The sequence below is a fragment of the Aeromicrobium wangtongii genome, from assembly GCF_024584515.1.
In the GTDB taxonomy this organism is placed as follows: domain Bacteria; phylum Actinomycetota; class Actinomycetes; order Propionibacteriales; family Nocardioidaceae; genus Aeromicrobium; species Aeromicrobium wangtongii.
Genome location: NZ_CP102173.1, coordinates 789,229 through 805,411 on the forward strand (window position 1 = coordinate 789,229; position 16,183 = coordinate 805,411).

A 16,183-nucleotide genomic window follows, 5' to 3' on the forward strand; every position below is an offset into this window, starting at 1 on the left:
ACGGTTTCCTGGTTGAAACGTCATTCGGCCCGCGTGACTCTGTTCGTGATTCGCCAGCCGGCGCTGGTCCGCGCCAGCGTGTCATCGTAAACGCCGAAGACGAGCGGCGTGGGTATCTCGGCAACCTTCCCGAGTACGACGAAGTAGCTTGTCGCTGTGGCGTGGTCCCCGTCGATGTCGACGCTGAGAGGCGTGACGAAATGGCGTGTATGCGATCCGGGTCCTGCGGTGCCAGCGGATCGACGGCCCTCAGCGCCCTCGGTAATGGCGGTGATTCCAGCCACAGTGCCAGCTGAATTCTCGACTAGAGCGTCGTCAGAATAAACGCTTGCGTAGGCCTCGAGCGGCAGTTCGTCTGCGACAAGAGCCGCCCGAACGATGAGATTGCGGATCGACTGCTCTTCGTTGGCTTCCATAGCTGTTCTCCTCGCGGACTCAATCCGCCTTTGTTAGATCGGCTGGTCTATCGACAAACTACGCTGCGACAGTTATCATAACTATTCTAGCCTAGATAACAGGGAGTTGCATGAATCACTCGATCTGCTGGCCGCCGGCGGGGACGTCGCTGGAGATTGCGGGCTATCGCTCACTTGACACCGGCTGGACGTTGGTATGAGCGCCTCTGGCAGCTTCATCGATCAACTCGCGGGGCTCGACGGCAAGACAGCCGTAGTGATCGGCGGCGCGGGCGGCCTGGGTGGCTATGCGACGTGGGCGCTGGCGCGTGCTGGCGCGCGTGTCGTATCTCTTGACAAGGTTGATGCCGACCTCCATCAGTTCGATGCCGCAAGTCTTGCAAACATTGAGTTCATTCAAGGCGATGCGCGAGACGCGGACGATCTGCAGCGGACATTTGTCGCGGCCGGCCCGCGAGTAGATGTTTTGGTGTGCGTAATCGGTGGAAGTTTCTTCGCAGAGTTTGAATCGTTGAGTGAGAACGCCGTCCAGAGCCTGGTGACACTGAACTTCTTGGCCCCAGTCGACGCGATCAGAGCCGCACTCCCCTTGATGAAGACCCATGGGGGATCGGTCATCACGATCACCTCCACCGAGGCTCATCGGGGATGTCCTCGGATGTCGATCTACGCGGCCATGAAGGCTGCCATGACCAGCATGACCGCAACGCTTGCAGTCGAGCTGGGCCATGCGGGGGTGCGGTTTAACACAATCGCTCCCGACGTGGTCCAAACGCCGAATCTGGAGCGACTGCTTCAAGAAGAATCGTATCCGGATGAGGCGGTGCAGCGTCGATATCGCGCGAGCGTCCCGCTTGGCCGCCCAGGCGTTCGGGAAGATTTTGTGGGCGCCGTGTTGTTCCTGGCGTCGGACTTGTCGAAGTACGTGACGGGGCAAGCGTTGAAGGTCGACGGTGGAACGTCGGCGGCACCGGGGTTCATGAATTGGGACGAACACGGATGGTTCTGCTTCCTGCCCATGGAGGTCAGTGCCGCGATAGGCGAGCGTGTGCCAGATCAGACGTCCTGACGCCTTGCCGGTGCGGCCGGCGGGGTAATTATCACAATAATAACGATGTACTCGTGGGATGGGTGTCTATCCCACGCTGAAAGTGAATGGAGCGGGGACATGGTTGGAGACATCAGGGTGACAGTTGGTCACAAACGAGATGGGACACGATGATGGCGCAGACTGACGTGCTTGGCCTCGATGGTGCGGCGGCGATCGTGCTTGGAGTCGGACCCGGCATGGGGCTGGAGACCGTGCGGGTTTTGGCCTCTGCCGGCGCCCGTGTCACATGCGTCGACCTTCAAGAAGATATCGCCGAATCCGCCAAGGAGCTTGCCGCCGAGCTAGGTAGTGAAGGTATGGCTTTGACCGGGGATGCCACCGATCGGTCATTCGTAGATTCGGTCGTCGAGCAATCTGTGTCGCGATGGGGACGACTCGACAGTTCAGTCTCCATCATAGGCAGGAACCAACTGGCAACGCTCGAAGAATCGACGGACGAGAACTGGACGTCCAACTGGGACATCAACCTTCGACCTCCGCTTTTGTTGACCCAAGCGTCCGCCAAAGCCATGAAAAAGCAAGGTTCGGGCAGCATCGTTGTCATCACGTCTATTAACGGAACCCTGTCGTCGCCTCGCGCCGCGGCGTACGGCGCCGCCAAGGCCGGACTGGTGTCGATGATGAGGACGGCGGCTGTCGAGTTTGGACGGTCCGGAGTCCGCGTGAATGCTATTTCACCCGGGGTCGTCTTGACTCCACGTATCTCTTTCTTGGCCGGCTCCGAAGAAGGGGCGCAGTTCGAAGCAAGAATTCCTATGGGAAGACTCGGTTCGCCTCACGAGATCGCGAACACCGCCTTGTTTCTCGCTAGTCCGATGTCGTCCTATGTGACGGGCCAAGTCATCGGCGTCGATGGGGGCGCGTCGGTTGCTTACCAGCTTCCGACGCCGGAGTGGAAGCAGCACTGAAGTCACCGAGGGCTCCGGCCGCGAGCGACTGGAGGGCTCCCCACCTCTTCGCACAGTCGGCGCGATGGCGCCGAACCGCACAGGCACGCCGGCGCGGCCGGTGAGGGGGCCGAGGTCCTTATCCACGCACTACTGGAAGAAGAGGCAAGTATGTCCATGACCGATACCGGGCGTCGACGTGACAAGGCGAGTTCGGGCGCACCGTGGCCACGGATTTGCATCGTAGGCGGTGGGCTGGGAGGCATCGGAACCGCTGTAAAGCTCAGACAGGCCGGCTACGAGCAGTTCACCATCTTTGAGTCCTCGTCGGGGCCTGGTGGAACCTGGCACACGAATCGTTATCCCGGATGCGAAGTTGACACCAGCTCCAAGGGCTATTCGTTCTCGTTCATGGACTACCCCTGGTCGAGCACGCACGCCAGACAGCCCGAGCTGCTTGGTTACGCGGAAGCCATGATTGAACGCTTTAACCTCCGCGACCGGTTTCGGTTTAACACTCGCGTCGTGGAGGCGCGTTGGGACGATGGTCGCGGCGCCTACTCAGTAATTCTCGAATCAGGAGAGACGCTCGAGTTCGATGTCCTGGTCAGTGCGGTCGGGATGTTCGCGTTGCCGAACATTCCGCAGTGGCCTGGAATGGAGAGCTTCGGTGGCGAAATGTTCCATAGCTCTCAGTGGCCGGAATCGATCGATCTCAGCGGCAAGCGTGTGGCTGTGGTGGGTACCGGGAGTACAGCCTCGCAAATCGTCCCTGAGGTGGCGCAGGTTGCCGAGACGGTCAAGGTATTCCAGCGGCAGCCAGGGTGGATCCTGCCCAAACCCGTCCGAACCTTCGACGACGCGGAGAAGCGTCGAATCGGACGACGGCGCTTGCGGCGCAAAGCCCGACGGGCTCTCATGTTTTGGGAGTACGGCGTTGCCGCCAAGGGGTTCACAGTGGGTTCACGCCAGCATCGGAAAATGACGGGGATAGCTCTGGAATATCTCGACTCCGCTGTTACCGACCCGGTGATCCGTCAGGCGTTGACACCGTCGTACCCGTTTGGCTGCAAGCGGCCCATCAAGACCTCCGGGTTTCTTGAGTCATTTAACAGGAGCGACGTTGAGTTGGTGGCGCAGTCAGTCACTGCGGTCTCCCCGTCCGGGCTGATCGACTCAGCGGGAAAGGAGCACCCGCTTGACGCAGTCATCATCGCTACCGGATTTCATGCTTCGAAGTACCTCGCCACCTTGCCGGTGTACGGGTTGGATGGCGTCGAACTGCAAGAGGCGTGGGATGGAGACCCTCAGGCGTTTCTGGGCATCACCGTTCCGCGTTTCCCCAATCTCTTCATCTTGTACGGCCCTAACACCAACGGTGGCGGTCCCATCACGTCTCAGATCGAACGTCAGATCGAGTTCACCGTTCGAGCTATTCGGCGCGCTGAGAAGCTGGGACGGCACACGATTCTGACAGATCCCTCCGCCTTGACGTCCTTCGTTGCGGAGGTGGATCAGCTCAACGCACAGGTGCAGTCGGCAGCGGATGCGGGATGCAACAACTACTACGTGTCCGAATCTGGCCGCAATGTCACCCAGTGGCCGACGAGTCACTTGCGATACATCCTGGCCCTCAGACGTGGGTTCGGGCGGCTCCGTTTTCAATGATGCAGGCGCCCCCCGCGATGTCCTGGGTGCTCGTCGCGCGAACGACCTCGGTCGGTGCGCCTCGGACGCGGAATTACCCACAGCCGAGGCAATTAATACTATTATAGTAGATTTACCCGAGGCGAAGTTGCCTCGAAGATTTAGGAGAAATGCGCACCATGCTCCCCAGCGTCTTGCATTATTTGGAAAGTCACGCACACGCCGATCCAGGAAGGCCCTTGATCCTCGATGCTGGGGGAGACCTGTCGTACTCGGAGGTTCGGTCTCGGGCGCGAGCGCTTGCTGACTCTCTCCGAAGGGAAGGGGTAGGGGCTGGCGACAGAGTCGTGCTCTGGCTGCCCAACAGTCCTGAGTGGGTCATTGTTGGCCTGGCTGTTCAGTACGCTGGCGCCATCGTCGTTCCTATCAACACCCGGTGGACCGTGTCGGAAGCCGCCTATATCCTTGAAAAGACCCGAGCGAGAGCAGTCGTGGCATCGGAAAAATTTCTCGGCAGAGATTATTTGACCGAGATCGAGTCATTCGCAGGAGAATTCCCGTCCCTCGAGCTGTTCATCTCCGTTGATGGCGATAGCACGCGACAAGCCACGGTCGCTTCGCTGATTGATCAAGGTTGTGCGTCCGACCCTGCAATCGATGCGCAACTCAATCGTGTGGCCCCCGGTGATACGAGCGACATCATGTTCACGTCCGGCACCACGGGGCTTCCCAAAGGCGCCAAGATCACGCACGGGTCGACGCTCGCAGCGATCTTGGGGGCCAACGAGCGTCTGCTCCTCAGGCCAGACGACCGGCAACTCATTGTTAATCCATTTTTCCATATGTTTGGCTACAAGCACGGGTGGAGTTATTGTGTCGTGATCGGCGCGTCATTCTACCCCGAACCCGTCTTCGATCCCGCCCGGGCCGCCGATATAATCGAGAAGTTTCGAGTGACGGTCTTTTCGGGTCCGCCGACGCTCTTCGAATCATTGATGGCGCTCCCAGACTTTGAGTCGCGCGACTTCAGCACCCTTCGCTTCAGTCTGACTGGGGCGACAAATGTTCCGCCGGACACGGTGCGAAAACTGCAATCTGCCCTGGGTATCGATCATGTAGCAAATGGCTACGGCCTTACGGAATCGACAGCGTGTGGCACCCACACCTCGATCGATGACGATATCGAGGTGGTCGCGACCACCACCGGTCGGCCGCTTGACGTCCTCGAATTCCGAATCGTAGGGCCCGACGGCGCAATGTGCGACGTTGACGAACCTGGCGAGATCGAAATCCGAGGACCCGTACTGATGAGCGGGTACTTCGAGGATGACGCAGCCACCGCCGCGACGATCGATGCCGACGGATGGCTGCACACTGGCGACATCGGCGCTGCCGACGCTGCGGGCAACATCCGAATCGTCGGTCGCCTCAAGGAAGTCATCATCGTTGGCGGGTTCAACGTGTACCCGGCAGAGGTGGAGCGAGTGTTAAATTCTCATCCCTCCATCGCGAGTTCTGCTGTTGTGGGCGTGCCCGACGATCGCCTAGGGGAGGTCCCCGTGGCCTACCTCGAGGTGACTGAGCCGCTAGAAGGTATGGAGAAATGGTGCCGCGAGAGGTTGGCCAATTACAAGCAGCCCCGGGAGTTCATCTTGGTGGACCAGATGCCTCGCAACGCGATGGGGAAGATCGTCAAGTCCGACCTGCAGAAGTGCGGCGCGTAACTGAGTCGCGGGGTGTTTCCCGTCGCATGGGCGCGCCATCAACGTCCGCTGCTATTAGGATAGTTGCTATGGCAATCCTAGTGTCGGTGAGGTTTCTGTGATGGCAAACGAACGAGTCAAGCATGTGCGGGTCGCAGACACGTTGGCTGACGACCTGCGAACGCGCATATTCAGCGGCGCGTTGAAGGACGGAAGACTCCCTCCGCAGCACCAGCTCGCAGAGGAGGCGGGTGTCGGTCTCGTGTCTGTTCGAGAAGCTCTGAGAATTCTCGAGTCGGAAGGCCTGATCTTCATTAAAAGGGGCAACCAGGGCGGTGCTGAAATTCGGCGTCCGGACCCTCGCACAGCGTCGTTCTCGCTGGGGTTGGTGCTCCAAAGCACTGGGACAACACTCGCGGAACTGAGTGCAGCGTTGCGAGCGTTCGAGCCGTACTGTGCTCGCATGTGCGCGGGGTCGGACGACTGCGCGCAGATCGCAGACGAGCTGGAACACATCAATGATGAGTTGTCTGGTCTCATCGACGACGCCAATGGATTTACGCCGGCGGCACGACGATTCCATGCCAGGCTAGTTGAATTGTGTCCTAACCGGGCGGTTGCGCTGGTGGTCCAATCCCTCGTCGACTTATGGAGCATCCAAGAGGACCAGTGGGCGCGCCGAATGAACGATGCTCGTGCGTACCCGGGCCCAAAGTACCGAATCGACGTGGTGAGCGTGCACGGCCGGCTAATCCAAGCCATCAGAGATGGAGACGAGGACGAAGCTGAGCGTACCGCGAGTTCCCACCTCCACGCAACGCAGTTGTACGTCATGCAGGGTCGAGAGCCAGAGGGCGTGCGGGTCACCTGAATCCGCGTGCATTGGCGCGACGAGCTCGACAGAGTCTCGGCGCTGAACTTTGCAGCTCTGGTAATTGGGCCATGGTGACTAGCTAGCGCTATCATAGCTGCAATAGCGATGGAGGCGTCAGATGCGCGAGGTCGAATGTGTGCGAGCCGGAGCGGCCAAGGCTAGCGGTGTCTTTGGACGTGTGATCGCTCCCGGTGAAACTGCGGCTGAACCACGGCGTCCGTCCTTATCAGGCCCCACCGAAACAAAGCTGTCTTGGCGTCCCAGAGATCCCCATAGGCTCCCGCTGGGAGTCGGCATGCCTCTTCTTGGGTGGAACGAGGGGTGAGTGCTGCCGAAACGCCGCCGGTGCTCGCTAGCGCTCGACGCCCCTGGGTGGTGATCTTTGACAGAAAGTTCGGCGCGCTGTTCTGGGGAAAGCTTCTGAGTACCACCGGAGTGTGGATGCACAGTGTGGTTGCAGCGATTGTCGTCTTCGACACCACCGGCTCGACCCTGTTGGTTGGACTGATTACGGTCGCGCAGTTCAGTCCCCAACTCCTGTTGACGATGCTGAGCGGAAAGTGGGCAGATCGGGGGAATCTGCGCGCCCAGATTGTGGCTGGCCGGGTCCTGTCGGCGTGCGGATCGGTTGGGCTGGCGATCTGGATCTGGTGGGCTAGTCCCAGCGGAGACGCGTTGGCGGCGAGTGTCATCGTCTCTTCTGTCGTCGTTGGGGTGGGGTTCGTGATCGGTGGGCCGGCTATGCAGTCGATCGTGCCATCCTTGGTGAGGCCCTCTGAACTCGCTTTGGGGGTGACGCTGAATTCTGTGCCACTGACCGCTGGGCGGATAGCCGGGCCAATTATCGGCGCGACTATGTACCGTGACGGATCCCCTGCGCTCGTCTTTCTTGTTGCTGGCCTGTGTCACCTCCTGTTCGCTGTCGCGGCGGCAACGCTTCCGCCGACTGACCGGCGATTGAATGGATCCGACGATGATGACTCGATCAAGGCCGCGCTGGCCTATGTTTGGCGAGATCGCAAACTCTGCATCCAGTTGGTCGCGGTGGCGGCGATTGGGTTTGGTGCAGAGCCTTCCTTGACGTTGGCGCCCGGGCTTGCGCGAGATGTGGGACTGGGGGCCGAGTTTGTGGGCCACCTTTCTGCCGCCTTCGGTGTCGGCGCAGCACTCGCGCTCATAGTCGTGTCGTGTTGGTCGACACTTCGACCCTCGGTAGCAGGTTTGGTCGGCCTATCAGTGACGAGTATCAGTCTCTTAGGTGCTGCGTTGACGAGGGACCCGGTCGCGCTGCTTTTGTGTTTCGTCCTGGGCGGTGCAGGCTTCTCGAGTTCTTTGGCCGGCTTCACCACGTTGATACATGGACGTGTGCATGACAGGTACCGGGGCCGTGTCATGGCGCTCTGGTTGCTCGGATTCATTGGTTCTAGGCCGATAGCAGCGGGAATAGTCGGCGGACTGGGCGAAATTGCCGGAGTGGCACTCGCGTTCGCCATCGTGTCTGTCGTAGTGGGCGGCGTGGCTCTCGCGGCGCGATGACTAGCCGCGCCCCATCGTCCGTGGCGCCGTCGCTTCGGCAGTATGGCTATGATAGCTATCATTATGATACTATGGGGCGAGCGAGGTCCCGTACGGGTTCTAGGTTCGATTCCGCCGTTTCATACTTGGGAGTCTTTTGATGCGCGTGTTCGTCGTGGGTGCCAACGGGTATGTCGGACGCCATGTTGCTCGGGCCTTTTCGGCTGCGGGCCTAAGTGTCCTCGGATCTGTCCGTAAGAACGCAGCTCAACTGAGCGAGGAGCTACCCGGAGTGGTTCTCCGCCAGATGCCCGAGGTTGACGAACTAGCGGTCCGCCGAATCGTCGCAGAGTCGGACGCTGTTGTTATTGCTGCTCAACTAAACTTGCAAGAAGAGAATGAGCTGTATCGACGATTCATCGCCGCAATGGATGGATCGGGCAAGACGCTCATTATGATCAGCGGGACATCTGTTCTAACTATCCGATCTGGAGGCGCAGAGGACTCCAGAAGGTTTGCTGAGGACGATCCATTCTCTCCGCTTCCCTGGCTAATCGGTCGTGTTGATACCGAAAACGATGTGCGGACAAGCGCGGCCCGAGGCGTGCGTGCCATGGTGATAAGACCGCCACTGATTTTTGGCAACGGCGGAAGTACTCAGATCCCGTTGCTGTTTGAGTCGGTGCGGAAGACCGGGTTCGCGTGTTACGTGGGTGAAGGGCTCAATCGGTACTCCTACGTACACGTTGAGGATCTCGCCGAGTTGGTGGTGGCGGCGGTGGCTCGAGGCACAGCGGGCGCGCTGTATCACGCGTCGGTGGGCGATATTCCATCGTTCAGGCACCTAGCGGAATTGATTGCTCAGCGCTTCGGGTGTCAGACGCGCAGCCTCACACTCGACGAAGCCACGCAGCTCTGGGGCAAATTCTCTGCCCACGTAGGGCTGGGGGGCAACAGCAGGACGCTGGCACCACGCGCGATGCGCGATCTCGGCTGGGAACCTCGTCGGCTCGACATCTCTAGTGACGTCCTAGCAGGTCCGTATGCCTGACAAGGGATGCCCGCTGGCACCGACTCAGTGTCATTCTGAGTACACCGCGAGAAAATGAACAAGGTGGCGACAGAACCGACGAGCGAAGTCGATCAAGCTCTCGGCGGTGACTTGCTAAGTGATGCACTCGACTTATCGCGCATGATCGAGGCAAAGAACATCTTCAACTGCCCGGACGGTAATCGAGTGTTTACCGATCTGAATGTACCTGACATCGCCGACACTAGCGAAGGGCCCCGCCCATGATCCGGACCCGGTTCACCGAGGACTTTGGAATCGACCACCCGATTCTATGTGGTGGTATGACTGGTCTCGGCACCGCCGAGCTGATCTCCGCAGTCGCCAATTCCGGGGCGTTGGGCTTCCTCACCGCGCTGACGCAGCCCACGCCAGAAGACCTGGCCAAGGAAATCGCCCGAACTCGCGAATTGACCGACGATCCGTTCGGAGTCAACCTGACGATCCTTCCGACGATCCACCCGATCCCTTACGATGAGTACCGCGGCGTAATAGTTGAGTCTGGCATTACCGTAGTCGAGACGGCCGGCGCGGACCCGGGGCCGCACATGCCGGACTTCCGGGCCGCCGGGATCAAGGTCATCCATAAGGCCACCTCAGTGCGCCACGCCTTGGCGGCCGAGCGGAGGGGTGTTGACGCCATCAGTATCGATGGCTTCGAGTGTGCAGGTCACCCGGGCGAAGACGACGTACCTGGGCTAGTTCTAATCCCCGCTGCGGTGCGGTCGCTGTCGATCCCTGTCATTGCTTCCGGCGGCATCGCCAACGGTCAGGGACTGGTGGCGGCACTCGCCTTGGGAGCGTCAGCGGTCAACATGGGCACCCGCTTCATGGCGACGACCGAGGCCCCGATCCACCAGAACGTTAAGGCTCAGATCGTCAAGAACTCCGAACGTGACACTGTGCTGGTGCTCAGGGAGTTTCGCAACACTGCCAGGGTCGTACGGAATACGATCTCTGAGCAGATCGTAGAAATCTCCGCACGGGAGGGCGCGACGTTCGACGACATAGCTGAGCTTGCCTCAGGGGTTCGAGGCCGGACCAAGGTCCTAGTCGAGGGGAACGTCGAGGACGGAATGTGGTGGGCCGGCCAGACGCAAGGCCTCATTCACGACATCGCCACGGTCCAAGAAGTGGTCAACCGGATTGTCGCTGACGCCGAGCAGATCATCGGCAATCTGTCGTCACTTGTTGAGTAGCCGAACTGGTGACGACGACGACCTCGCGGCCGTCGTGATCGCGCCGATCCAGAGCGAAGGTGGATTCATCGTCCCGGCCGACGGCTTCCGCCCGGCACTGAGTCGGTGGTGCACCGCCAATGGTGTCGTGTGCATCGCCTACGAGGTCCAAATTGGTTTCGCCCGCACCGGCGCGATATTCGCCTGCGACCACGAGGACGTCATGCCCCCTCTGATCGTCACGGCCAAGGGCATCGCCGGCGGCCTGCCGCTCTCGTCCGTCGCTGGCTGCGTCGACATTATGGACGCCGCGCACGTGAGCGGGCTGGGCGGCACGTACGGCGGCAACCCGATCGCGTGTGCCGCGGCCCTGGCCACGATCGAGACCATCCGAGGCGGACGGACTGCTCGAGCGCGCCCGCCAGATCGATCAGCCGATGCTCGACGCCCTGCAGCGGCTACAGAGCGAGGACGACCGGCTGGGCGCCGCCCGTGGACGCGGCGTGATGATCGCGGTCGAGCTCGTGAAGTCCGGCACCGACGAACCCGATGCCGAGTTCGCCCGGACTGTCGCGGCGAGCGCGCACCAGGCGGGCGTGATCGTGTTGGCCTGTGGGACGTACGGAAATGTCCTGAGATTCCTGCCACGCGTGCCCTCACCGATGAGCTCCTCGCCGAGGCGCTCAAGATCCTCACCACCGTCTTCAAGGAGTCCATCTCATGACCACCGACATCTTCATCGACAACCAGTGGATCGCGGGAGCCGATGGGACGTTCGATGTCGTCGACCCCGCGACGGGCGAGGCGATCCGGCCGGTCTCGAACGGCGGCACGGCGGATGCGAGGGCGGCCGTCGATGCGGCTGCGGGGGCGTTGGTGTCTTGGCGCAATGTGGCGCCTCGTGAGCGTGGCGAGATCCTGCGCAGGACGTTCGAGCTGATGATCCGCGATTGTGACGAGCTGGGTGAGCTGATCGCGGCCGAGAACGGCAAATCTCTCATCGATGCGAAGGGCGAGGTGACGTACTCGGCCGAGTTTTTCCGCTGGTTCGCCGAGGAAGGCGTCCGGATGGGCGGCGACTACGGCACGGCTCCGGCCGGCGGCACGCGAACGGTCGTGACGCATCATCCTGTCGGCGTCGCGGCGCTGGTCACGCCGTGGAACTTTCCCGCGGCGATGGCCGCTCGCAAGATCGCCCCAGCACTGGCTGCCGGATGCACGGTCGTTTTGAAGCCCGCCTCGGAGACGCCGCTGACCGCGTTCGCGATGGCGAAGCTCATGGTCGAGGCCGGGGTTCCGGCAGGTGTGGTCAACATCGTGCCGTCGAAGTCCGCCTCGAAGATCGTGGGCGCGTGGATGGAGGATCCGCGGGTGCGGCTGATCTCCTTCACGGGCTCGACGGGGATCGGGCAGATGCTGCTCAAGCAGGCCGCCGACCGGGTCATCAACTCCGCGATGGAGCTGGGCGGCAATGCGCCGTTCATCGTGACTGAGGACGCCGATATCGACGAGGCCGTGGCGGGCGCGATGATCGCGAAGTTCCGCGGCGGCGGCCAGGCCTGCACTGCGGCCAACCGGCTCTACGTCCATGCCGAGGTCGCGGCGGAGTTCACCGCCAAGCTTGGCGCAAAGGTTGAGGCGCTGACCGTCGGGCAGGCCAGCGAGGGCTCGGACATCGGCCCGTTGATCAACGCCGCAGCCGTCGACAAGACCCAGAAACTGCTGGATGGTGCGATCGAGGCCGGCGCGCGGGTCGCGCACCAGGCACCGATCCCGGCCGGCAGCAAGGGGTTTTACTTTCCGCCCACGGTGCTCGTCGACGTCCCGGCGGATGCCGAGATCGTGCGCGAGGAGATTTTCGGGCCGATCGCACCGATCGTCACGTGGACGTCCGACGAGGAGGTCATCGCGCTGGCCAATGACACCGAGATGGGCCTTGCGGCGTACCTCTACGCAGGTGAGCTGCAGCGCGCGATCCGCCTCGGCGAGTCGATCGAGGCGGGCATGGTCGGCATCAACCGCGGCCTCGTTTCAGACCCTGCGGCACCGTTCGGCGGCATGAAGCAAAGCGGCATCGGCCGTGAAGGAGCCCGCGTCGGCCTCGAGGAATTCCAAGAGACCCAGTACCTCAGCATCGCCTGGCCCAATTGACGCGCTGCCGTCTCGTGGCAGCGCGATGGCGGCGACAAGACACGCCTCACGCTGATGTGGAGGCCCATGGGCTATTCGTGGCACGTCGACATCGTCGACACGGAAGCGCAGCTCAGAGGCTCAGCGGCGACGTCCTGAAATCAACATCTCAGGCATGCCCGCAACCTCTTCCCGCCTCACTCAGACGGGCGTTGCTAGCGCGAAAGCGATTTGGGTTGCGCTCGGTCCGGCATCCCGGTGCCACGGTCTGATGCCGGTCGGGTCGATGCTCGTCGCCCTGGCTGCGGACTAGTACTGCTGGTACGCCAGCAGGCTGACGCCGATGTAGTGCACGATGAACGCCGCGATCGTGAAGGCGTGGAAGATCTCGTGGAAGCCGAAGTACGTGGGTGACGGATCGGGCCACTTGAAGCCGTACACGATGGCGCCGAGCGTGTAGAGCACGCCGCCGCCCACCAGCATCACCATGACGGCGGTGGAGGAGTTCTCGACGAACTCCGGGAAGTACAGCACGGCTGCCCAGCCCAGCACGAGGTACAGCGGGACGTACAACCAGCGCGGAGCGCCGATCCAGAAGATCTTGAACGCCACACCCAACAGGGCGCCGCTCCACACCAGCGTCAGCATGATCGTGGCGTGTCTCGGTGTCAGCAGCAGCAGCGAGAACGGAGTGTAGGAGCCGGCGATCAGCAAAAAGATGTTGGCGTGGTCGAAGCGTTTCCAGAAACCTCTGACGCGGTCGTTCCAGGTGCCGCGGTGGTACACCGCGCTGACGCCGAACAGCAGCATCGAGCTGACCATGAAGACCGCCACGCCGACGCGGACGCGCACGTCGTCCGCGATCACGAGCATGACGATGAAGGCGAAGAACGCCACCGGCAGCGTGACGGCGTGCAGCCAGCCGCGCAGCTTGGGCTTCATCTCGTCGACGGTCTCCCGGATGCGATCCGACGTCTCCTGGACGACGCCCTCGTGACCGTGGATGCTCATGGTTCAAGACTATGGCACCTGAGCGAGTCACCGGATGGGCCGTCAACGGCAGATGTGGTCAGCGTTACGCTGCCATCATGGGAGTCAGCGATCTGGCCTACGGCGTCTATGAACGACGCCTCGCCAAGAGCCTCGATCCGGCCAAGCTCCCGCGCCACGTCGGTGCCATCGTCGATGGAAACCGGCGTTGGGCCAAGCGTGGTGGCGCGAACTCGGAGGCCGGTTATCAGGCCGGTGCCGACAAGATCTTGGAGTTCGCCCAGTGGTGTGACGACCTGGGGGTCGAGATCGTCACTCTGTGGCTGCTGTCGACCGATAATCTTCAGCGACCCGCCGCGGAGGTCAACAGCATCCTGGCGGCCGTCGAGTCGTTGATGGAGCGGATCGCCGCCGACGGGCGCTGGTCGCTCGCGCTGATCGGCAACCGCGACATGCTCCCGGCGGAGTCGGCTGCGCGGATGAAGCGACTCGCCGACGCCACGGCCGGCGTCCAGGGCATGCGCGTCAACATCTGCGTCGGCTACGGCGGACGCCAGGAGCTGACCGACGCGATGCGCTCCCTGCTGCTCGACCAGGCCGCGAAGGGGCGATCGCTGGAGGAGGTCGCCTCCACCCTCGAGGTCGACCACATCGCCGAGCACCTCTACACGCGCGGGCAGCCCGATCCGGATCTGGTCATCCGGACGTCGGGGGAGCAGCGCCTGTCCGGATTCCTGCTGTGGCAGAGCGTGCACTCGGAGTTCTACTTCAGCGATGTCCTGTGGCCGGCGTTCCGCCACGTCGACCTGCTGCGTGCGATGCGTTCGTACGCGGCCAGGGAGCGCCGCTTCGGCGCCTGAACGCTGACGCGTGGGTTACGCACGCTGACGCGTGGCTTGCGTCCGGTGAGGCGTGGGTTGCGTGCCGTGACGCGTGGGTTACGGCCGGTGAGGCGTGGGTTGTGGCTGCCACCGGGTGTACCTAACCCACGCGTGAGCGTGCGTAACCCACGCGTCAGCGTGCGTAACCCACGCGTGAGCGTGCGTAACCCACGCGTCAGCGTTTGGCGGGGGTTGTTCACATGGATGTCACGTGGCGCTGCGCGTGTCGTCCGGGGAAACGCGTTGCGACGGTCGTACGTTCGGGGTGTGTTGAAGCTCGCGCCTGAGCCCGGATCCCCTACCCACGAGTAGGGTCCGGCGCAGGCGCGCGCGGGCCCGTTGAGGAGTCAGCTGTGGCCGCATCGCGCACGTCCGAGACCCCGAGCTCCACCCGCCGCACCTATGTCCTGGACACGAGTGTCCTGCTGGCAGATCCGAATGCCGTCACCCGGTTCCACGAGCACGAGGTGGTCATACCGGTCGTCGTCATCAGCGAGCTGGAGGGCAAGCGGCACGATCCCGAGCTCGGCTACTTCGCCCGCAGCGCCCTGCGCTTCCTGGACGACCTCCGGGTCCAGCACGGCACCCTGGACGTCCCGTTGCCGATCGGCGACGAGGGCGGCACGATCCGCGTCGAGCTCAACCACACCGACCCCTCGTCGCTGCCGTCCGGATTCCGTCTCGGCGACAACGACACCCGCATCCTGTCCGTCGCCCGCAACCTGGCCAACGAGGGCCTCGACGTCACGATCGTGTCCAAGGACCTGCCGATGCGGGTCAAGGCCTCGGCGGTGGGGCTGGTCGCCGAGGAGTACCGCGCCGAGCTGGTCAAGGAGTCGGGCTGGACCGGCATGCGCGAGCTCGAGATCGACACCGACGACCTCGACGTCCTGTACGAGACGGGCACGTTGGACCTGCCCGAGGCGCGTGAGCTGCCCTGTCACACCGGGCTCGTCCTGCTGTCCGGCAAGGGCAGCGGCCTCGGCCGGGTCACCGCCGACAAGGAGGTGCAGCTCGTCCGCGGGGACCGTGACGCCTTCGGCATCCACGGACGCTCAGCGGAGCAGCGCGTCGCCCTCGACCTGCTGCTCGACCCCGACATCGGCATCGTGTCGCTCGGCGGGCGCGCCGGCACCGGCAAGTCGGCGATGGCCCTGGCCGCGGGGCTGGAAGCCACGATGGAGCGCGGTCAGCACAAGAAGGTCGTCATCTTCCGCCCGCTGTACGCCGTCGGCGGCCAGGAGCTCGGCTACCTGCCGGGCAGCGAGTCCGAGAAGATGGGCCCCTGGGGCCAGGCGGTGTTCGACACGCTCGGCGCCGTGACCTCGCCGGCGGTGATCGAGGAGATCCTGGACCGTGGGATGCTCGAGGTGCTGCCGCTGACCCACATCCGCGGTCGCTCCCTGCACGACTCGTTCGTCATCGTCGACGAGGCCCAGTCGCTGGAGCGCAACGTCCTGCTGACGGTGCTGTCGCGCATCGGGGCCAACTCCAAGGTCGTCCTGACCCACGACGTCGCCCAGCGCGACAACCTCCGCGTCGGCCGCCACGACGGGGTCGCCGCCGTGGTCGAGCGGCTCAAGGGGCACCCGCTGTTCGCCCATGTGACGCTGACCCGCTCGGAGCGTTCGCCGGTCGCGGCGCTGGTCACCGAGATGCTGGAGGATCTCACCTTGTGATCTGACTCCTCGACCAGCATTGGAGGGCCCTTTTCGTGCGGCGGAGCCCGGCTGCCGGAAAGGGCCCTCCCTCTGTGGCAAAGTTGCGCCCGTGATGGCCCCA

The 16,183-nt window shown here is 62.7% G+C and carries 15 protein-coding genes and 1 pseudogene; 14 read left to right on the forward strand and 2 right to left on the reverse strand.

Going from position 1 to position 16,183, the window contains the following annotated elements:
• Positions 1 to 20: 20 nt before the first annotated feature.
• A complete protein-coding gene (locus tag NQV15_RS03970) occupies positions 21 to 416 on the reverse strand; it encodes a nuclear transport factor 2 family protein (protein ID WP_232398305.1) in 396 nt (131 codons plus the stop codon).
• 196 nt (positions 417 to 612) lie between these two features.
• On the opposite strand from NQV15_RS03970, the gene NQV15_RS03975 reads away from it, so the two are divergent.
• The 12 genes and pseudogenes from NQV15_RS03975 (at position 613) to NQV15_RS04030 (ending at position 12,551) form a co-directional block, all read left to right on the forward strand.
• A complete protein-coding gene (locus tag NQV15_RS03975; protein WP_232398306.1) occupies positions 613 to 1,485 on the forward strand; it encodes an SDR family NAD(P)-dependent oxidoreductase in 873 nt (290 codons plus the stop codon).
• Between the two features lie 149 nt (positions 1,486 to 1,634).
• A complete protein-coding gene (locus tag NQV15_RS03980) occupies positions 1,635 to 2,435 on the forward strand; it encodes an SDR family NAD(P)-dependent oxidoreductase (RefSeq protein ID WP_232398307.1) in 801 nt (266 codons plus the stop codon).
• A 150-nt stretch (positions 2,436 to 2,585) separates the two neighbouring features.
• A complete protein-coding gene (locus tag NQV15_RS03985; protein WP_232398308.1) occupies positions 2,586 to 4,082 on the forward strand; it encodes a flavin-containing monooxygenase in 1,497 nt (498 codons plus the stop codon).
• A 158-nt stretch (positions 4,083 to 4,240) separates the two neighbouring features.
• A complete protein-coding gene (locus NQV15_RS03990; protein WP_232398328.1) occupies positions 4,241 to 5,785 on the forward strand; it encodes an AMP-binding protein in 1,545 nt (514 codons plus the stop codon).
• A gap of 100 nt (positions 5,786 to 5,885) precedes the next feature.
• A complete protein-coding gene (locus tag NQV15_RS03995; RefSeq protein ID WP_232398309.1) occupies positions 5,886 to 6,635 on the forward strand; it encodes a FadR/GntR family transcriptional regulator in 750 nt (249 codons plus the stop codon).
• A 375-nt stretch (positions 6,636 to 7,010) separates the two neighbouring features.
• A complete protein-coding gene (locus tag NQV15_RS04000; RefSeq protein ID WP_232398310.1) occupies positions 7,011 to 8,174 on the forward strand; it encodes an MFS transporter in 1,164 nt (387 codons plus the stop codon).
• A gap of 139 nt (positions 8,175 to 8,313) precedes the next feature.
• Positions 8,314 to 9,204: an NAD-dependent epimerase/dehydratase family protein gene (locus tag NQV15_RS04005; RefSeq protein WP_232398311.1), complete on the forward strand. Its 891-nt coding sequence runs from the start codon at positions 8,314 to 8,316 to the stop codon at positions 9,202 to 9,204.
• Between the two features lie 54 nt (positions 9,205 to 9,258).
• Positions 9,259 to 9,450, forward strand: a complete 192-nt coding sequence (locus tag NQV15_RS04010) for a hypothetical protein (protein ID WP_232398312.1) — start codon at positions 9,259 to 9,261, stop codon at positions 9,448 to 9,450.
• Positions 9,447 to 10,421, forward strand: a complete 975-nt coding sequence (locus NQV15_RS04015) for an NAD(P)H-dependent flavin oxidoreductase (protein ID WP_232398313.1) — start codon at positions 9,447 to 9,449, stop codon at positions 10,419 to 10,421. The genes NQV15_RS04010 and NQV15_RS04015 overlap by 4 nt, the downstream gene beginning before the upstream one ends.
• A pseudogene (locus NQV15_RS04020) lies at positions 10,414 to 10,734 on the forward strand (aminotransferase class III-fold pyridoxal phosphate-dependent enzyme); the annotation flags it as partial. The gene NQV15_RS04015 and the pseudogene NQV15_RS04020, both read left to right, overlap by 8 nt.
• Positions 10,735 to 10,837: 103 nt before the next feature.
• Complete coding sequence (locus NQV15_RS18180; RefSeq protein WP_404801324.1) at positions 10,838 to 11,305, forward strand: aminotransferase class III-fold pyridoxal phosphate-dependent enzyme; 468 nt, start codon at positions 10,838 to 10,840, stop codon at positions 11,303 to 11,305.
• The gene (locus NQV15_RS04030; protein ID WP_232398329.1) at positions 11,208 to 12,551 is read left to right on the forward strand and encodes an NAD-dependent succinate-semialdehyde dehydrogenase; all 1,344 of its coding nucleotides are present in this window, start codon (positions 11,208 to 11,210) and stop codon (positions 12,549 to 12,551) included. Before NQV15_RS18180 ends, NQV15_RS04030 begins: the two co-directional genes overlap by 98 nt.
• Before the next feature lie 288 nt (positions 12,552 to 12,839).
• Here the strand turns inward: NQV15_RS04030 and trhA are convergent, their stop codons facing one another.
• A complete protein-coding gene (gene trhA / locus NQV15_RS04035; protein ID WP_232398314.1) occupies positions 12,840 to 13,541 on the reverse strand; it encodes a PAQR family membrane homeostasis protein TrhA in 702 nt (233 codons plus the stop codon).
• A 77-nt stretch (positions 13,542 to 13,618) separates the two neighbouring features.
• Here trhA and NQV15_RS04040 point away from each other — a divergent pair, with 77 nt between their 5' ends.
• Together NQV15_RS04040 and NQV15_RS04045 are read left to right on the forward strand one after the other, a co-directional pair.
• On the forward strand, positions 13,619 to 14,380 hold the full coding sequence (locus NQV15_RS04040) for an isoprenyl transferase (RefSeq protein ID WP_232398315.1): 762 nt from the start codon (positions 13,619 to 13,621) through the stop codon (positions 14,378 to 14,380).
• Between the two features lie 374 nt (positions 14,381 to 14,754).
• Complete coding sequence (locus NQV15_RS04045) at positions 14,755 to 16,080, forward strand: PhoH family protein (RefSeq protein ID WP_232398316.1); 1,326 nt, start codon at positions 14,755 to 14,757, stop codon at positions 16,078 to 16,080.
• The last annotated feature ends 103 nt before the right edge of the window (positions 16,081 to 16,183 follow it).

Bases quoted from the DNA above. Each gene is read 5' to 3' on its own strand.
- NQV15_RS03990 (WP_232398328.1), top strand. From the start codon at position 4,241: ATGCTCCCCAGCGTCTTGCATTATTTGGAAAGTCACGCACACGCCGAT.
- NQV15_RS03985 (WP_232398308.1), top strand. From the start codon at position 2,586: ATGTCCATGACCGATACCGGGCGTCGACGTGACAAGGCGAGTTCGGGC.
- NQV15_RS03995 (WP_232398309.1), top strand. From the start codon at position 5,886: ATGGCAAACGAACGAGTCAAGCATGTGCGGGTCGCAGACACGTTGGCT.
- NQV15_RS04005 (WP_232398311.1), top strand. From the start codon at position 8,314: ATGCGCGTGTTCGTCGTGGGTGCCAACGGGTATGTCGGACGCCATGTT.
- NQV15_RS18180 (WP_404801324.1), top strand. From the start codon at position 10,838: ATGCTCGACGCCCTGCAGCGGCTACAGAGCGAGGACGACCGGCTGGGC.
- NQV15_RS03980 (WP_232398307.1), top strand. From the start codon at position 1,635: ATGATGGCGCAGACTGACGTGCTTGGCCTCGATGGTGCGGCGGCGATC.
- NQV15_RS04015 (WP_232398313.1), top strand. From the start codon at position 9,447: ATGATCCGGACCCGGTTCACCGAGGACTTTGGAATCGACCACCCGATT.
- trhA (WP_232398314.1), bottom strand. From the start codon at position 13,541: ATGAGCATCCACGGTCACGAGGGCGTCGTCCAGGAGACGTCGGATCGC.
- NQV15_RS04040 (WP_232398315.1), top strand. From the start codon at position 13,619: ATGGGAGTCAGCGATCTGGCCTACGGCGTCTATGAACGACGCCTCGCC.
- NQV15_RS03975 (WP_232398306.1), top strand. From the start codon at position 613: ATGAGCGCCTCTGGCAGCTTCATCGATCAACTCGCGGGGCTCGACGGC.
- NQV15_RS03970 (WP_232398305.1), bottom strand. From the start codon at position 416: ATGGAAGCCAACGAAGAGCAGTCGATCCGCAATCTCATCGTTCGGGCG.
- NQV15_RS04010 (WP_232398312.1), top strand. From the start codon at position 9,259: ATGAACAAGGTGGCGACAGAACCGACGAGCGAAGTCGATCAAGCTCTC.